A 17,893-nucleotide genomic window follows, 5' to 3' on the forward strand; every position below is an offset into this window, starting at 1 on the left:
GGTATTCCCTTTTTATTACATTGAGCATTTAACGCAGATAAATCACGCGAGGTTCTGTCCCCTGTTCCTCTTTCAACCGGAAAGCCCGCGGACTGGCCGCCAGCTTGGAAACCATGCTATTCGGGTCATTCAGATCTCCAAAATATCGAGCATCACCGATACACGTTTCCACACATGCCGGCTCCTCGCCCCGCTCCAACCGGTGAAAGCAGAACGTGCATTTCCGCACAACTCCTTCTGGCAGCTTCCCTTTTTCCCGTGGACCGCGCCGTTTCCCATATTCCGGTGCTTGGACATCATTGTAGCCTAACATTTCCTGTTCATAACTTTGACCCTCATCATAAGAGCGTGCTCCGTAAGGGCAAGCGCTGATACAATACCGACAGCCAATGCACCGGTCATAATCAATCACAACAATCCCATTCTCTGCTTTATAAGATGCCCTGACAGGGCAAACTTGGACACAAGGCGGCTTATCACACTGCATACAGGGTCTGGGAATATTCACCCGTTTAACATTAGGGAATTTCCCGTCCTCCAGTTCTAAAAGGACATTATAAGAAACTCCCGGTGGAGTGCGATTTTCTGCTTTACAGGAAACGGTGCAGGTATCACATCCAACGCATTTCGCGAGATCAATTACCATACCCCAGCGCGGTTGCATTTGGGTCGTTTGGGTTTGTTCCAAACCGCTCATTTTTTTGACCTCCTCTTTTATCAAATTCATTTCGTTAAGACTTTTATTACTCTGAACCCTTTAACCCCTTTGTTCTCTAGTGCTCAAGTGAGCATGAAATTAATATAGCAATTTTTGTGCCAACGAAAAAAGCCTTAAACTCAGGGCTTTTCTGGTTTAAGACTTCTTTAGTCTTTGACATTATGTCAGAAATGCTATGACAAATTGTCAAGGTTAGTGAATTGAATTTGACGCATATTCATCAAGCTTCCGGTAAAGATGCCGAACACTCACACCCAGAATCCGTGCCGCATGGGTCTTATTTCCTTTGCAATAATCCATAACCCGTTCGATATGCTCTCTTTCTAATTCATTAAGGGAAAGAAGACGTTCTTCTTTCCGCTGACCTGGTCCTTGAGGCTGTGGAATCAGAAAGTCTTTCACATTGATTTCCTCCCCTTGGGCGAGGATTATGCCGCGTTCAATCATATGAGACAGCTCGCGCACATTTCCCGGGAAGGGATAACTTTGTAACGCCTTCATGCCTTCCTTGGCGATCTTTACCGATTTCCCCCGACTTAATCTCTTTAAAAAATGGTTAACCAATATCGATATATCTTCTGGGCGCTCCCGCAAAGGAGGGAGAGTTAATTTCATAACATTAAGCCGGTAGTAAAGGTCTTGCCGAAAGGCACCTTGAGCCACTTCCCTTTCCAAAATGCGATTTGTTGCCGTAACCATGCGCACATTCACCTTTCGTAATCTGGATTCCCCGACCCGCCGAAATTCACCGTTCTCTAAAAAGCGTAAAAGTTTCACTTGCAAATTGAGGGGCATTTCTCCGATTTCGTCAAGGAATAGCGTACCTTGATCAGCGACTTCAACTAAACCCTTTCTCTCCTGTGAGGCACCGGTAAAGGCTCCTCTCACATGTCCAAAAAGTTCGGCTTCCAGCAAGTTTTCGGGGAGTGCCCCAGAATTAATAGCAATATAGGGTTGACCTGACCTATTTCCCCATATATGCAAGGCCTTGGCAAACAACTCTTTGCCCGTGCCACTTTCCCCCTCGATCAAAACTGGAATCTCACTGTCGGCTAAGCGCCGTGTAAGTTCAATCAGATGCTTCATTCCCGAACTTTGACCGATAATCTGAAAGTTCTGCTCTACACCCATGATGCCTGAAGTCGTTAAGGCTTGGTTAAGAAGAGCTTGGCGAAGTCCGATATTAACCTCCTTAAGGCGCTTTTTCTCCCACGCCTTACTAACCATGGTTTCAAGCTCAGCGAGTGCATAAGGCTTTCTCAAGTAATCATAAGCCCCTAACTTCATCGTCTCGATCGCAGTCTCCACGGTTCCATGACCCGTTAGCATAAGGATCTCCATTTCCGGGTTCACCTCTTTACTCCAGCGTAACAGTTCGACCCCGCTCATTTGAGGAAGATTGATATCATAGATTCCGATATCCAAGTTTCGAACCTGTAAGGCCTTTTGGGCCTCAATACCTGAAAGATAACCTTCTACGAAGCAGCCTTTCCGTTGAAAACGATCTACAAGAAGGTTTAACAAATCCTCCTCGTCATCGACGATGATTAAACTCAAATTTTCCCATTCAATGCTTTCGGGAGTGTTTCTTTCCATCATGTTCCTTTACCCTGCTCCTTTCACTCCTCGTTTCTTCCCTGACTATTCACGACCGGAAGGGTAAGAAGGACTTCGGTTCCCTGACCGGGCTCACTTTCAACCCGAATCGCCCCCCCCAAACGCGCAATAATTCCGTAGCTAATCGCTAAACCAAGTCCCGTCCCTTTTCCCACTTCCTTGGTCGTAAAGAAAGGATCGAACACCTTCGGTAAAAGCTCTGGCGGAATGCCTTGCCCATTATCTCGAACCGAGACCGTTATATCCGAATGGCGTTCACTTTCAACCTCGATCCGAATCTCACCTTGCTCAGGCAGTGCGTCCACTGCATTGTTGATTAGATTGACAAAGACTTGAACGAGTTGCAGCGCATCTCCCTTGACCTTAGGAAGTTGATTAGCCCATCTCTTAACGATGATAATCTGTTTCTTCTTGATGATAAACTGCATAAGGGATAAACTTTCCTCAATGACACGGATAACATCCATTTCCTCAACCTTCCACTCTGATTTTCGGGAAAAATTGAGGAGACTTTGGGTAATATGCTGCGCTCTCATGATGTGCTTCCGAATTGTTCGCAGATATCGCTCAATCCGTTCAGCTTTTGGTAATTCTCCTTTACCGGATTCTAGCTGCTCCTCCAAATCTTCGGCATAACCTTGAATGATGGCTAAGGGATTATTGATTTCATGCGCAAACCCTGATGCCATCAGACCTAGGGCCGAAAGTTTATCGGCTTGAATCATTAGATCTTCCATGCGCCGCCGTTCCGTAATATCTTCAACCACCATTAAATAGCAAGGTTCGTTAGACCGGGCATATTCTAATGGATAGACTTGATGTCTATAGATCTTCTGTGGGATGGAGCGATTTAAATAAGAAGTAATTTCCTCCATCGATTGAAGAATTTCTTGGTTAACCCAGCGTTCTAAGACAGGATTCATCCAAGTTACTCCAAAATGATCGTTTAACAAGGCCATACCTGCTCCAAGTCCATGAACAATCGTATCTAGGCGTTCCTTTTCTTGAAGTAAATCTTCAGACTGGCTCTGAATACGTTCCATCATTTCGTTAAATGTCCGAGCCAATTGTCCTAATTCGTCTTGCCGTTCTTCCGGCACTCGTTCATCTAACCGACCGCGGGAAACCGTTCGCGCCGCTTGTTCGAGGCGCTCAATCGGTCGGGTGATTGATAAACCATAAAAAACACTAAGTGAAATTACGAAACCTAAAATAAACAAGATAAAGAGAAGAAACCGGGTAAATAATTGGTTGATCGGGGCAAATGCAACAGCCACTGGCTGTTCAACCATCACTGCCCAGCCATTCCGAGGCAAGACTGCATACCCTCCCAAAACGTTTTGACCGGAATAGCTCTGATACTGATTCAGAGCGGGTAGACCTTGTGGATTTCTATATTGAAGAAAATGTTCAACCGTATAGCTCTTTCTTACATCCATTTTCTCTAAGACTCGCGTGACATCGGAATCAGCAATTAACCTGCCCAAAGCATCGACCACATAAAGATCTGTTTTGGATAGCGGATCAGTTGGTTTTAATGCGGTCAGTAACCCTCTTAACCTTAGACGTATCCCATACCCGCCTGAAAAAGAATCCCCATAAGCTGTGCCCAAAGGAACCACAATCTTAACCGCAGGAATTCCACTTTTTAAAAAACTGACGGGACTATAATATGGTTTTTCAAGGGTTAACCCCTTCAACTCTATTGGATCAATCCAGTTCGTGACCGGGCTAAAGATCTGAAAGCGGTTGATTCCCGTAATTGCTTGTCCCTTCGAATCAAGGACAACCACTTCATCCACGAGGGGGAATTCATGCAAAAACCGGTAGAATTGATGTTGCATGACTTCCCCTTTTGTATCACGCATATTGGTATCACTGAGATTTACGGCTAAATTCTTAAGCGATTCTTCCGTATGGGCGAGCATTACATCGACTTCTTGGGCTATGCGCTCGACTAATAAATTATTCTGAATTTGAACACTTCGTTGTAAATCAAGCCTTGCAAAATAAAGATAATAACTACTAATGATGAGTACTGGAAGTGTCGACATTAAAACCCCGAAAAGAAGGGTGCGGACCCGGATTCGACTCCACCATGGGATGAAAAAAGAACCAAAAGGTCTCATTATGACTGCAATCCTCCCAAACTAATTTCCGATCGTATCCACTGGCTCGGCAAAACTCTGTGCTACGGGAGCTACCTTTTCCCCGATTTTTTCAATCGCTTGCCGATTGATTCTCAGTTCAACAGAGTCGGGCATATCGAATGGTATCGACTTCTTCTCCTTCAGCATCCTTATGGCTATGCGTGCACCTTGGTATCCTTGATCAAAGTAGGAAAGGCCATAGGCTGCCGTATACCCCGCGGATACTTCCGTATCGTAAAACCCCATGACCGGAGTACGGTACTTAAGTTCGAGATCCCGAATTTCACGATAGCGATTTTCGATAAAATAACTGGGTAAAAGAAAAATCGCCTCATTTTTTTGAAAGGAATGTTCTTGCAGTTTACTTAGTCCGATATCTTCGCTCACAGGAACAGCCTCATAACGAATATGCTCTGACCCTAGTACATCTCGGATTTTCTCTAAAGCCTGGAGACTGGCCTTGATGTTCGGATCGTAAACCACGATGAATTTGGACCGATCCGGGAAAAGAAGCTGTAAAAGTTCGAGTCGCTTCCCTGTCAGCTCCACATGTCCATTATCGACTCCAGTAACTGATATTCCCTTTGCCTGAAATCGGTCCACAAGCTCCGAAGCTGCGGTTACACCAATCATGATCACGGGAATTCTTGACTTTGGGGTCAACGACAAAAGAAAGGCCTCCGCTTCCGCAACTCCAGTAGCCACTAAAAGATCCGGAGCTTGCCGGACGAGTTCTTGAGCGTCCATTACCAATTTTTTTGAATCCCCCGATGCGTTTAAAATTTGAAAATGCATTCGATCTTTTCCATAGCCTAATTCCGATAATCCTTGCTTTAATCCCTCAAACTTTACGATTCTAGTTTGATCTGCAGCTAAAACCGCAACATTCGTTACTCGGGAAGGAGGGCTCAACGGAGAGCAACCGGCGAAGACGATCATTCCGAGTAAGCTCAAAACCAAAATCCTGCTCCACCTAAATAATTGAACCTTTGTATTTTTCAAAGTAACGAACTCCTCAGAAAATTATTATTTGCAGTTTCATTATCTCCGATTATTTTATTGGCTAAACAAACCTTCCTGGCTTCGAAGGCCTTTGAAATCAGTTAAAAAAAGATAGCCTTGCGGGCTGCCTGATCTCATTCAATCGTCTTTTCGACGTTCATATTCGTCTTTGTCGATTTCTCCTCGAGCATAGCGCTCACGAAGGATATCTAACGCACTTCCATTTCTTGAAGCATTCACCCCAACTGTTGAGCCGTAACGCCGGAATAAATAGACTCCCAAAACGATGATCGCGACTCAAAAAATGAGTTGCATCGCCATGCCAAGGATTCCCCCCCATCCATAACCATTTCCTCCTGCGCCATAATAACGCCGATCCCTGGGCCGTAACCCCATCCACCCATCATTATAAATTGCCCCTTTCAGATAAAATATTTTAAACTCTCACGCAACGTATTGCTCTAGGGCTGCTCCTCATTCATTTCTTTTGACTTAGTATAAACCTCTGTAACCTATACAACAAACCATTTCATCCATTTCATCATCAATATCCATTAATTGTACGAGCAGCTTCACTTGATTTGGACTGGTTCTTAAATTTCGAAACAACCTTTCGCGTTCTAATTTCAATTGAAGGAACCGTAATTGAGATCCGTTTGGCTTCATACTCCACCTCTTTTATCGTTATTTAAACGAGTATCACAATTCTTTAATCATCTTCCCTAGCCTTTAACCGTTCGATTGAGTTTTTCACGTTGACTTAGCGCTTTTAAACTTAAGAGTTGCTCATAAACTGATTCATTTTATTCAGAGTATCTTGCCCCAGTTGGGCTTTGATTTGGGGGTCAGAATTCATAAGCTCTTGCATCTTGCTCACATCACCCGATTGCATGGCTCACAGTTTTTTTGTAAATCTGATAAAATTGCTTATAAATTTCCTCTTTCTTACGATTTGAAACCTTCGATCCTCCCAATTCTTTAAGATTTTCTGGTTTTAGTTATATCAACCTCCGATCGAGCATTCTCAAGAAATCCCCTGCATAGTGCTGTAAGAAAGCTTCATGCAAGTTATCTTGATAATGCATTAAGCCCCCTGGAGTAATGAAATCAGCATCATGCAATTTTGCATTATATATTTTTTTACAATTGCAAGGTCTCCCAATAATTTGCTGTTCTTAATTAAGAAGTCTACATGGCACGATAAGTCATACAACGCGTCAATTAAACAGGTTGGAATTTCATATTCCTTGGTTTCCTTCTCAATCCATAGAGTTTCTACGTCATATAAAGCATTAAGTCTTGGTTTACGCTGGAAAAGCGTTTCTCTTAATGGCTCTTTGTGCTTGCAACACATGAATACACCTTGTACTTGATGAACTCGATGAATATAAGCTTCCCCATAAGTTCGCCTATCTTTCTTGAATACATTTTGAACAGACCTTAATATCGTAGGATTTACATATTGAACCCATTCTATATCCTAGATTTAGGTGTACAAGTCCGAGAGAACCATTCTTCATGTTTTCACGAGCCAAAAACAGCCTATCAAACGGTACAAACGGCTGAAATATTGGAAGTAAAGTATGGTTCTGAATAAAATACTCAGTCGTAAAACCCGATTCGGTAGGTAAATTACTAGATAGGTAATCCAATTTTCCGCTGAAATAGTAAGCGGTGGAACAAATAGCGTTGCACAAAAAATTAGCCCCGATTTTCAGCTATTGAAAATCGGGGCTAATTTCGCGTTCTTATAAAAATCCTTCACTTGCAACATCTTTAATGTATTTATACTGTTTCTTGATCAGCCTCTTGAACTGGGCATCGGACAGCTCATTAAACTTATCGGTTCCTTCTTCTACTAGACATTCCAAAATCAGATCTGCATAGTCTCTGTCTTCCCGGACCATCTTTCGATAGCGCTTTTCCACCTCATAGGGGAAGTCCAGGAAATAACTCATGCAGTTAATTTCTCCATCTAGAAACGATTTCGTCATATCCATTACATAGTTAATATTCGTCATGTCCATCCTGCTTATTTTCCTTCCTCAGCTTCCTTACTTATTTTCTTTGCATAACATAATGCCGGCAGCGTATCCGCCCATGGCATGTGGCTGTCTAATAATTCCGGCTTGTTATGAAAATCCAGATTGGGCAGATTTCTGAATATGTGGACTAGATATTCAGAAGGATCCAAACCATTGGCTGTCGCCGTTTCTATGATGCTGAAAACCAGTGCACTGGCTTCGGCACCCTGCGGGGTGTCGGAAAAGAGGAAGTTCTTCCTTGCTACAGCGACAGCTCGGATGGCATTCTCCTGTTATTAGAAATCGGAATACGCCCATCCAGTAGGAAGTTCGTAAAGTACTCCCTGTGATTCAGTGTATACTTGATGGCTTTCTTTAACGGCTCTTGATTTGTACTCACATTTTCAGCCCATGCAAAAAAGGCATTCAGAACAGGAATACTCTGTTCCAGACGCTTCTGTTTACGCTCTTCATGCGGTAGATGTTTCCATTGCCGTTCAAGCGCAAAGAGCTCTGGACAAAGAACGATCGTTTTCTTATCTTCTATCGTAAAACTACTGTAGGGAAGCTTACCACTGGAGGTCTTACGACCCGTCATATCTGTGAAGTGCATCATAATTCCATGAGTTTCCGCCTCTTCCACAACGTTGGGACTATAATAGCCCCCATCAGTATATAAATCTTTAACCCCCTGCCCTGCAATAGTTGCTAAGCTCTGATTCAGCATTTCGACGTCGCTGGTCGTATTTGGGGCTACATCAAAGTGAGTCACGACTTGAACAGGATTATCATTGGCACAGGTTTCCGTTAGATTTAAGGCATAGCCCACATGCTTTTTACCGCCTTTGTTGCGGTAGGTCGCATCCGTGTCATGCACCGACTGAAGAGAATTCGAAGAAATTTCTCGATCCCCTTTGGCGATCCATTGGTTTTGTTGTTCGTTGAACGAGGCTTGTTCTTTCAAGAAACGGTCAATAGTCTGTACTGCGGGAGTTTCTTTCAGTTCAGGTTGTCCTTCAACTAATTGAAGCAATTCGGCGCAATGATTGAGGATTGTTTGAATTCGGGATTGGATATCCGTTGCCTTAAGTTGATAAAGAAGCGTTGTCTTGTAATCCGCTTTAAGAAAGATCCTTAATGAATCATTTAAGAGAGTTTCTGGAAGAGCCTTTGCTCCACAGACTAAGACATCATAGGCAAGAGAGAGCCGCCCACCCAACTTGATGTTGGACATGATCTGAGTTGAATCCATGCGTCCTTCACTAGTACTAAGTCCGGCAGCTTTGATGAAGTGATCTGTAAGCTTTTCAAACTGTGCGAAGATATATATTTTCTATTTTGTAAAATATTTTTACATAAGCAAATAAAAAAATAAGAACTAACATCGCTAGTCCTTATTATGATAATTCTTTTATAATAATTTCTATTTATTTATTCGAACCATAATTTGTATTGTTTCTAGACAAATGGTTCTGTTCAAACTATTTTACGTTTCTGTTCAATCTTTTTTACCTGTGTTCAAACATTTTTAATACTGTTCAAACTTTTTTACAACGCTACAACAACCTTGAGCTATCAACCCCATCCTACTCCACAGTAACCGATTTCGCCAAATTCCTCGGTTTATCGACGTCACACCCTCTGGCTACGGATACATAGTAGGACAGAAGTTGAAGCGGTATAACGGTGAGAATCGGAGCCAGTTCATCTAGGGTCTCTGGAATATAGATCACATGATCGACGGACTTGACCAAACTTGTGTTTCCCTTATAGGTCAGCCCGATCACTTTGGCATCCCGTGCTTTGACTTCTTTGACGTTTGAGACCGTTTTATCGAACACATCCCGTTGAGTCGCCAGAGCAATGACGGGCGTATCTTCCGTGATGAGTGCGAGGGTTCCGTGTTTTAATTCACCTGCCGCATAGGCTTCGGCGTGGATATAGGATATTTCCTTCAGCTTTAGGGAGCCTTCCATGGCAACGGCCCAGTCTAAGGAGCGACCAATGAAGAAGGCGTCTTCTACCTTGACGAACGACTTAGCTAACTCTTTGATCAGGCTTTCTTGATCCAAAATCTCCTGGACTTGAGCAGGAATCCTCTTCAAAGCATTGATAATCCCCCCGATTTTATCCGACAATAAGGTCCCCTTGACCTGGGCTAGATAGAGTCCAAGCAAAACCATTCCTTCGAGTTGAGTTGTATAAGCCTTCGTAGATGCAACCGCAATCTCCGGGCCTGCCCACGTAAAGATTACATCATGTGCTTCACGTGATACCGTGCTGCCCACGACATTCGTTACTGCGACTACGCGTGCTCCTCGGTTTTTAGCTTCCCGTAGCGCTGCTAAAGTATCCGCAGTTTCTCCGGACTGGCTCACCACAACCACTAGAGTATGCTCATCCACCAGGGGAGAGCGATAGCGGAACTCTGAGGCAATGTCCACTTCCACCGGAAGATGTGCCCAGCGTTCGATCAAAGTCTTGCCGACCAACCCGGCATGCCAGGCTGTTCCACAAGCGACAATATAAACCTTGTTTATTTGCGCTAATTGATCAAGGGTTAAATCCACTTCTTGGAGAACCACTCTCTCCTCTTCCAAACGACCCAACATCGTATCTTTCAAGGCACGAGGTTGCTCATGGATTTCTTTGAGCATGAAGTGCTCGTATCCGCCTTTTTCAGCGGCTACTGCATCCCACTTCACATCATAGATCTCTTTCGTATGGGGGTTTCCTTCGAAATCTGTGACCTTTATCCCATCGTCCGTAATCACGACCATCTCGCCATCGTCTAAGATATAGACTTGGCGCGTATAGTTCAAAATTGCCGTGATGTCGCTGGCTACAAAGAACTCCCCGTCTCCGAGTCCCACCACCATCGGACTGTCTTTACGAGCGGCAACGAGCTTATCCGGATCCTTACGGCTGAGGACAACCATTGCATAGGATCCGTGAATCGTCTTCAAGACTTTACGGACTGCGTCCTCAAGGTCTCCTTCGTAATAGTCCTCAACTAAGTGGGCCAAAACTTCGGTATCGGTTTCAGAAACAAAATGATGTCCCTTTTCGAGGAGCCCATCTTTTAATTCCAGGTAATTCTCGATGATTCCATTATGCACGACAACAAAATTCTGACCGCAATCACAGTGCGGGTGGGCATTGAGATAAGAAGGACGACCATGAGTTGCCCACCGAGTATGTCCAATCCCAATGGAAGACTGGGAATAATCCGTCCCCAACTCCTCTTCTAAAGCAACCAGCTTACCTACACTTTTGGTAACCATAATTCCTTCTGGATCCAACACGGCAACTCCAGCCGAGTCATACCCCCGATACTCTAGTTTTTTTAAACCATTGACCAAAATAGGAATAGCCGCCTGTTTCCCGATATATCCAACAATTCCGCACATATGCTTATGACTCCTCTCAAAATAAGCGATCTGTTCATCCCTGAACAATTCTCGATTTTCTTTACTAATGTCCTTTTCTTACAAAGGACCTTGTAGTGTTCGTAGCGTTTTCGGTTTTAATTTTTGACTAAAATAAAAAAGCCGCCCCAAAATAGACGACTTCGTTGCTTCAGATTCTGGGCATCCCAACAAAGGGGGCCAATTGGGCACACTACCCCCTTGTCTTGTCAGCTTTCCTTTTGTCCCGAAAATTGCTCTTCGGTTTTAAGTAAGCTTTACGGTGACAAGCCACCGAGAGGGATCCGCCGAATCGTTCGATAACCCTCTTCCTCGTCAACCTCAGTCTACTTTAGATTGAGGTCCTGGCGCTTAAATTATCTTCTGCAACAACTGTCCATTCTTTTAAGGATTATATCCTTTTGTTGTTTATCTCGATTCTTTCTTCCTTTTCCTATCGACATCACCTTCTTTCATTTTTCATTTCAATATCAGTGAAGGAACTAAACCAGAGTCGTCCAGGAAAAAATTCCAGGGAAAATTCCTTGGAGTATGGTTCATGTGCTGACGTAACCACATTATGTGAATTTATACACTCAAACACATGAACCATTATACGCGAATTCTTAAAAGTTATCCAATGGTATCTTTATGCATCACATTCCACAATGATGTCAATAACTCCTTGCGCAAGTTGCCTTAATTTTTCTTGGTCAGTGCCTTCGACCATCACCCGAATCAGCGGCTCTGTACCAGAGGGACGCACCAACACTCTCCCTCGGTCGCCGAGAACTCGCTCAGCTTCTTCTACTTTAGCTAGTACCTTCTCATCCAACATTAAGCGGTCTTTATGTTGGACCTTAGCATTAAGTAGTACCTGGGGTAAGCGCACCATTTGCGCAGCAAGCTTAGAGAGTGGAACTTTTCGTTCCTTAATAACGGCCAACAAATGAAGGGCGGTCAATAATCCATCCCCTGTTGTGTTGTGGTCTAAGAAAATAATATGTCCGGACTGCTCTCCACCGAGCTTCGCTCCTGTTCTAAGCAATTCTTCCATGACATAGCGATCCCCAACTTGCGTCTGATGGATCGTGATTCCGGCCTCTTTGAGGGCAAGATGTAAACCTAGATTACTCATGACGGTGACGACAACGGCATTATTAGCTAAGGTCCCCTTCTCCTTTTGGGCCAAAGCACAAATAACCATGATAAAATCTCCATCTAAAATGGTACCGTGTTCATCCACCACGATGAGACGGTCAGCATCTCCGTCATTGGCCAGCCCCAAGTCGGCACCATGTTCCAAGACTACCCGTTGTAATTGTTCAGGATGAGTTGAACCGCAACCAACGTTAATATTCACGCCGTCTGGCGTATTAAAAATGGGAATGACCTCGACTCCGAATTCTCGCAAAACCTCTGGTCCTACGTAGGATGCTGCTCCGTTGGCACAATCCAAGACGACTTTAAGCCCATCCAGACGTCCCACGGCACTTTTAAGGAAATCCATGTAACGTCGTCCCGCATCGGTTACCTCAATTACCCGACCGACCTCGCCACCAATCGGAACCTCCCAAGGTTTTTCCTCACTTAAAACAATACTTTCAATTTCATCTTCGATGGCATCCGGTAATTTATACCCGGTCGAATCAAAGAATTTAATTCCGTTATCTTGGACAGGGTTATGGGACGCCGAAATCACAACCCCAGCACTAACACCAAGGGTTCGTGTTAAAAGGGCAATTCCCGGGGTTGGTAAAACACCCACCCGCAAAACATCCGCTCCGACAGAGCAAATTCCGGCGATAAGTGCCGACTCCAGCATATCTCCAGAAATCCGGGTATCTTTGCCGATCACAATTCGGGGGTGTGGATGCTCCTTACTCAAGACATAGGCACCTGCTTGCCCAAGGCGAAAAGCGAGGTCCGATGTCAGTTGACTGTTGGCCACGCCACGTACCCCATCGGTCCCAAAGAGTCGACCCAAGTCATTTCCCTCCTTTCCTCTCTAGTTTATTTATCTGCGACCTAAATGTTCTCAAATCTCAACCCATCGATAACATTTCTATTTTACTCTACCTTGGCATATTGCGCCATAAGATTCTCCGCCATTCTTAATCCATCCACGGCAGCACTTGTAATCCCCCCGGCATATCCGGCTCCTTCCCCCGCTGGATATAGCCCTGCCATGCTTAAAGATTCCCCCTGCCCATTGCGCACAATGCGAATGGGAGAACTTGTCCTTGTCTCTATTCCAGTCAAGGTCGCCTTTTCTCCAGCAAACCCTTTAATTTTACCATTGAATACCCGGAGTGCACGGTTTAACACATCCCCTACTGGAGCCGGCAGGACGGAATGTAACTCACATGGCACAATACCAGGGGTATACGTGGCTGGCAGGTCAAAGTGCTCCGACACACGCCCTGCCAAAAAATCGACAACCCGTTGAGCCGGAGCCCGATATTCCTTTCCGCCTGCCAAAAACGCCTTGTGTTCCCATTCCCTCTGAAACTCCAGACCGGCCAAGGGATGTGCTGTCGGAAAGTCGTCCGCACCGACGGTTACAACGATCGCACTGTTAGCAATGTTCGTATCCCGAGCATATCCGCTCATCCCGTTTGTGACAACCCCGCCCTCTTCCGAAGCAGCTGCCACGACCCTTCCGCCGGGACACATGCAAAAAGCGTAAGCTCCTCGACCTGTCCTCACATCCTGAAACGTCAACTGATAATCGGCTGGTCCCACATGAGGATGCTCCTCAACTCCATACTGAGACAGATTGATCAGTGCCTGAGGGTGTTCGACACGCAGGCCTATGGCAAACCCTTTTTTCTCTAGGGCAATATTAGAATTAAATAGGAATTCATAAACATCTCGCGCACTGTGCCCAATAGCCAGAATAGCAGCTTCTGTGGGGATTTCTTCCCCACCGTTTACGACGACCCTTTGCAGACGGTCTCCCGACGGGATTAAGCCGGTTACTTTAGACCGGAAACGGATTTCGCCGCCTAAAGCTTTGATTTCTTCCCGAATCCCTCTGACCACTTCTTTCAGAATATCCGTTCCGATGTGCGGCTTAGCTAAGAAAAGGATCTCAGCGGGGGCCCCGTGCTTGACGAATGTATCCAAAACGTCCGCAATTCGTCGATCCTGAATCCGAGTGGTGAGTTTACCATCTGAGAACGTTCCCGCTCCGCCTTCTCCAAATTGAACATTGCTCTCAGTGTCCAACGTCCCAGCATCCCAAAATTCCTGAACTTTGCGAGTACGTTCCTCGATTCGATCACCGCGTTCCAAAACAAGCGGGGCATACCCTCTGCGGGCTAAGGCTAAGGCGGCAAAATACCCTGCCGGTCCAGCTCCGATCACCACAGGACGAGATTTGAGCTTTTTACTGGGCTTAGGCCAAAGCACGGGTTCCTCAGGCTGAACTTCCTTGATCCCCGGAACCCGTGCTAAAATGCGACTCACTTCAGTGTTCGGCACATTAAGAGACAGCTGAATCGTATAGACGAAAACGAGATGGGGTTTTTTACGGGCATCCAAGGAACGGCGTGCAAAGCGAAGACCGCTAATGCTTTGTTCTGGTACGTTTAACTTACGAGCGATGGTTGTCAGTAGCAGGGAATCCTCTTCGACAGGAATCCTCAAATTTGTCCATAGTAAATCCACGAAAATTATTCTCCTTTTGCCAAGTGAGCTTTGAGACTGTAGCTCACTTGTGGGGTTGTAGGCATGGTTACCCCCGGTGGGAGTTGCCAATAAACTTTGGTATCCGGATAACTTCCAACCGCCTGTCCAGAAGCGTCCACCCACAGTTGAATCTGATCTGGAGTTAAATTCTTTAAACTATCTGAAAGACCTTCCACTACAATATCAATGGGGGGCACAGACTGGCCTATGTCTAAGCCAGTGCCAACATTTCGGATTTGAACCGGTACGCCGGAAATCCCCTTCTGGATCACCCCCGGCCCAATTTGCGCAATAATACTCAAAGTGGTTCCATCAAAAAACGAAACCCCCTGTGGTAATATCACCTTATCAATCGAAATCTGAAACGTCTTATCTTCCGCAAGATTACTAATATCCACGGGTCCAAGGTTCAAGGAATCAAACCCTTTCAAAGCCTGAGGAGTACCTAAAACCTGGACACTAGTTGGGGAGGGAACTAAGGAGCGTAAGGCCTTACCTTGAGCTGGTGTTCCTGTACTGGTTACTTTCAAAGGAATCATCTTCGAGGAAAGCCCTTTGGTCATGACCGGAACAATCACGTCGACCGTATTTGGATAAGCACTCAAAATATCAGCACTCGGATTCGGCCCGAAAATAGGTTTACCCTCTTTATCTCGAAAACTTACGGGCCTGGAAACTTGAATCGTATCTTTGGCACCGGTCACACTGATTTCCGTGGTCACCTTGTCTAGCGTGCCAAGAATAGAACTTGGTCCGCGCACATTGACCGCCGAAGGCCTGACAAGAGTGCTACCCACCTGATAACCGTCTGCAGGGTTACCCGTCACCGTAGCCACAACTGGAACCATCTTCTCTTGAACACTATCTAGGAGCAATTTAATGCTGGACGGTTGAAGGTCAACTACATTGGTTCCCGGCGGGGAGTTGACTTTAATGATATAACTGCGTTCCCCTGGCACTCCACCTGAAAGATCAATCTGAGCATAGATGTCTTTAATATTGGCACTAGGGTTGATCCCTTGCACACGAACTCGAACCAAAGGAAGCTGGGTCATAACCACCATATTCTGATGCAATCCATTGGCTACGAGCGGAATCGTCAAAGTCTGATCTGCGATGAGCTTATCCGTTGCCCCTTGGTTCATGACGAAAAGCCAAAAGAGAATCGCAAAAAGAAACGAGATTATCTTGATTCCGAGGTTTCGCCGAAACATTTTATGCATGGGCTACCACCTCCAAAATGGAATGATTGATAAGGGGGTACTCTTGATCTCCAGTTCCCTTAACAACAATTCTCGCAACATTTTATCATCCATAAAGCGCGTCAGTGCTCCATCAATCCCGACAGAAATTGCCCCGGTTTCCTCGGAGACCACAATAGCTAAGGCATCCGTAATTTCCGTCAACCCTAAGGCCGCCCGATGACGGGTACCCAAGTCTTTTTGGATATTGGGATTTTCGGATAACGGCAGAAAGCACCCCGCAGCCGCTACACGATCTTGCCGGATAATCACGGCTCCATCATGAAGCGGGGTATTCGGGATGAAAACATTGACCAGAAATTCTGAAGAAACCATCCCGTCGATCTTAATTCCGGTTTCTACAAAGTCTTGCACTCCTGTTTTCCGTTCAATCACAATCAGAGCCCCGATGCGTGTTTTAGAAAGCACTTGCGTGCAACGCACCAATTCTTCCACCACTTGTTCCAGAGTATCGATTCCAGGAGTCGAGGGATGACGAGTCAAAAATCTCCCTCGGCCTAGTTGTTCTAAAACCTTTCTAAGCTCAGGCTGAAAAACAACCGGTATAGCAAAGACAAACATCTGGAACAGTTTATCCAATAACCAACTGATGGTTCTAAGCTGAAAGTACTTGGCCAGCAAAGAGATAGCCAGAAGAACCATCACTCCCTTCACCAACTGCACAGCACGCGTACGTTTAATGAGCATGTAGAATTGGTAGAAGACCACTGTCACTACCACAATGTCGATAGCGTCCAGCCATCCGAAATTACGAAATTGAGATAAGAATTCTGCCACGGTCTCCCCCCCTTTCTTGTGCTCATAAAGAAAACTTGGCTGGCGTCAAGCCTTAGCGAAGGCGACCGCCTTAGTTGCACTTATGCCACCAGAAATTAATACTTTCTGACTGGCATAAAGAATACGTCACGAATCCGCCGACTATTTATACTTGATTCTCTGTTTATGTAAAAAACCCTTGCCGATTTAAATATTTTTTTAAAATAATCCTAAATTATCCCCATACCAGCCAGCAGCCCAAAACACCCTGTTAACATCATATCCCCAAAGGGGGCTGCTTCATACCAGCAGAGTGGTTTTGCCAGACTTCTGCGGGGACCGGTTACCACGACAAAGTCCCAGCCAGGCTGCATTTGTGGATGAAGGGTTGCACCATGCCCCCCTTGTTCGAAAACTTCGGCATTGGTTAATTCAGTGGCTTGAAAACGCTGAATGCATTGGGCGAGAGACTCTAAATTAAGCATACTGGTGTGTTGTTCAAAAATCCCATAGACCCGATCCCCGCGAATAGCTGCGGCGAGGGTATGAGAATTTCCAATATTGACGGCTAAGATTCCTTGGTTCAGGTGAGGCTTTACTAAGGGATCAGCCATGATTCCCAAGAGCGCTGCTGTCCCAGTATCTGTCACGATGCTCTTAGGCACAATCTCCCGGACCGCACGCATCCGAGTGTATACCTCAGGAATATCCTGGGTGAACACAAGCTTGCGTAAATCTCCCCCTTGCAGCACAAACTCCTCCCAGAGCCTGAAGCGCAGAATTCGGTTGCTTTCGGTTACACTGAAACCGTGATCTTGGAGAGCAACTGCCAGCTTCTGAGGATACTCCAAGCTAAACGCTTCGATAGCCTGTCTCAAAGAAAATGTATCAACATCCCCCAACCAAATGGAAGTGACGGATTCCGATTCAGAAACGTCTTCGCGCAGCACGATTCCCATACCCTCTACGCGAGCCAAATTATCATTAAACGTTAAGGCTGCCTGAGGAGTGACATAGGCTTTGAGACCTGACGTTAAATGCTTTTTTAGGGCTAGAGCGCATGCTCCTCCACCCATCAGATGACCCTTTAAAAAGATATCCTTGCCTTGAGCTGTGGCTTTTCGAATCTGCGCCGCCACAGTCTGGGTTCGGCTCGGAACGATAAACTTTGGACAGTTTTCTATCGTCTTCTCCGGCTGATAGAGAAGGATATCCTGGGTGCCGGATCCGACATCAATCACTAAAACACTTTCTGTCATTTACA

The 17,893-nt window shown here is 45.4% G+C and carries 15 protein-coding genes; all 15 read right to left on the reverse strand.

What is annotated here, in order from left to right; genetic code table 11:
- Positions 1-28: 28 nt before the first annotated feature.
- A complete protein-coding gene (locus tag DSOL_RS16825; RefSeq protein ID WP_207649641.1) occupies positions 29-697 on the reverse strand; it encodes a 4Fe-4S dicluster domain-containing protein in 669 nt (222 codons plus the stop codon).
- A 213-nt stretch (positions 698-910) separates the two neighbouring features.
- Positions 911-2,317, reverse strand: coding sequence for a sigma-54-dependent transcriptional regulator (locus DSOL_RS16830; RefSeq protein ID WP_235838859.1), 1,407 nt, complete (start codon positions 2,315-2,317; stop codon positions 911-913).
- A 20-nt stretch (positions 2,318-2,337) separates the two neighbouring features.
- Entirely contained in the window at positions 2,338-4,464 is a 2,127-nt protein-coding gene (locus DSOL_RS16835; RefSeq protein ID WP_075365988.1) for a PAS domain-containing sensor histidine kinase, read from the reverse strand.
- Positions 4,465-4,485: 21 nt separating this feature from the next.
- Entirely contained in the window at positions 4,486-5,487 is a 1,002-nt protein-coding gene (locus DSOL_RS16840; RefSeq protein WP_075365989.1) for an ABC transporter substrate-binding protein, read from the reverse strand.
- A gap of 138 nt (positions 5,488-5,625) precedes the next feature.
- Positions 5,626-5,727: an SHOCT domain-containing protein gene (locus tag DSOL_RS30080; protein ID WP_427854422.1), complete on the reverse strand. Its 102-nt coding sequence runs from the start codon at positions 5,725-5,727 to the stop codon at positions 5,626-5,628.
- Positions 5,724-5,894 (reverse strand): hypothetical protein, encoded by a 171-nt coding sequence (locus DSOL_RS29750; protein WP_345788394.1) that lies wholly within the window; start codon positions 5,892-5,894, stop codon positions 5,724-5,726. The genes DSOL_RS30080 and DSOL_RS29750 overlap by 4 nt, the downstream gene beginning before the upstream one ends.
- Before the next feature lie 1,341 nt (positions 5,895-7,235).
- Positions 7,236-7,508, reverse strand: coding sequence for a hypothetical protein (locus DSOL_RS16855; protein ID WP_235838860.1), 273 nt, complete (start codon positions 7,506-7,508; stop codon positions 7,236-7,238).
- Between the two features lie 11 nt (positions 7,509-7,519).
- Positions 7,520-7,792: a transposase domain-containing protein gene (locus tag DSOL_RS30085; RefSeq protein ID WP_083642679.1), complete on the reverse strand. Its 273-nt coding sequence runs from the start codon at positions 7,790-7,792 to the stop codon at positions 7,520-7,522.
- Positions 7,774-8,763, reverse strand: coding sequence for an IS66 family transposase (locus DSOL_RS16865; protein ID WP_075365991.1), 990 nt, complete (start codon positions 8,761-8,763; stop codon positions 7,774-7,776). The genes DSOL_RS30085 and DSOL_RS16865 overlap by 19 nt, the downstream gene beginning before the upstream one ends.
- A gap of 334 nt (positions 8,764-9,097) precedes the next feature.
- On the reverse strand, positions 9,098-10,921 hold the full coding sequence (gene glmS / locus DSOL_RS16870) for a glutamine--fructose-6-phosphate transaminase (isomerizing) (RefSeq protein WP_075365992.1): 1,824 nt from the start codon (positions 10,919-10,921) through the stop codon (positions 9,098-9,100).
- A 646-nt stretch (positions 10,922-11,567) separates the two neighbouring features.
- Positions 11,568-12,905 (reverse strand): phosphoglucosamine mutase, encoded by a 1,338-nt coding sequence (glmM, locus tag DSOL_RS16875; RefSeq protein ID WP_075365993.1) that lies wholly within the window; start codon positions 12,903-12,905, stop codon positions 11,568-11,570.
- 83 nt (positions 12,906-12,988) lie between these two features.
- Positions 12,989-14,590, reverse strand: a complete 1,602-nt coding sequence (locus DSOL_RS16880) for an NAD(P)/FAD-dependent oxidoreductase (protein WP_075365994.1) — start codon at positions 14,588-14,590, stop codon at positions 12,989-12,991.
- A 5-nt stretch (positions 14,591-14,595) separates the two neighbouring features.
- Positions 14,596-15,834: a CdaR family protein gene (locus DSOL_RS16885; RefSeq protein WP_075365995.1), complete on the reverse strand. Its 1,239-nt coding sequence runs from the start codon at positions 15,832-15,834 to the stop codon at positions 14,596-14,598.
- Between the two features lie 3 nt (positions 15,835-15,837).
- Positions 15,838-16,650: a diadenylate cyclase CdaA gene (cdaA, locus tag DSOL_RS16890; RefSeq protein WP_075365996.1), complete on the reverse strand. Its 813-nt coding sequence runs from the start codon at positions 16,648-16,650 to the stop codon at positions 15,838-15,840.
- A gap of 209 nt (positions 16,651-16,859) precedes the next feature.
- Positions 16,860-17,888 carry a DUF1786 domain-containing protein gene (locus DSOL_RS16895; RefSeq protein WP_075365997.1) on the reverse strand — a complete coding sequence of 343 codons (1,029 nt, stop codon included), beginning with the start codon at positions 17,886-17,888 and terminating at the stop codon, positions 16,860-16,862.
- Between the last annotated feature and the right edge of the window lie 5 nt (positions 17,889-17,893).

It is taken from the genome of Desulfosporosinus metallidurans, from assembly GCF_001936615.1.
GTDB classification, from domain to species: domain Bacteria; phylum Bacillota; class Desulfitobacteriia; order Desulfitobacteriales; family Desulfitobacteriaceae; genus Desulfosporosinus; species Desulfosporosinus metallidurans.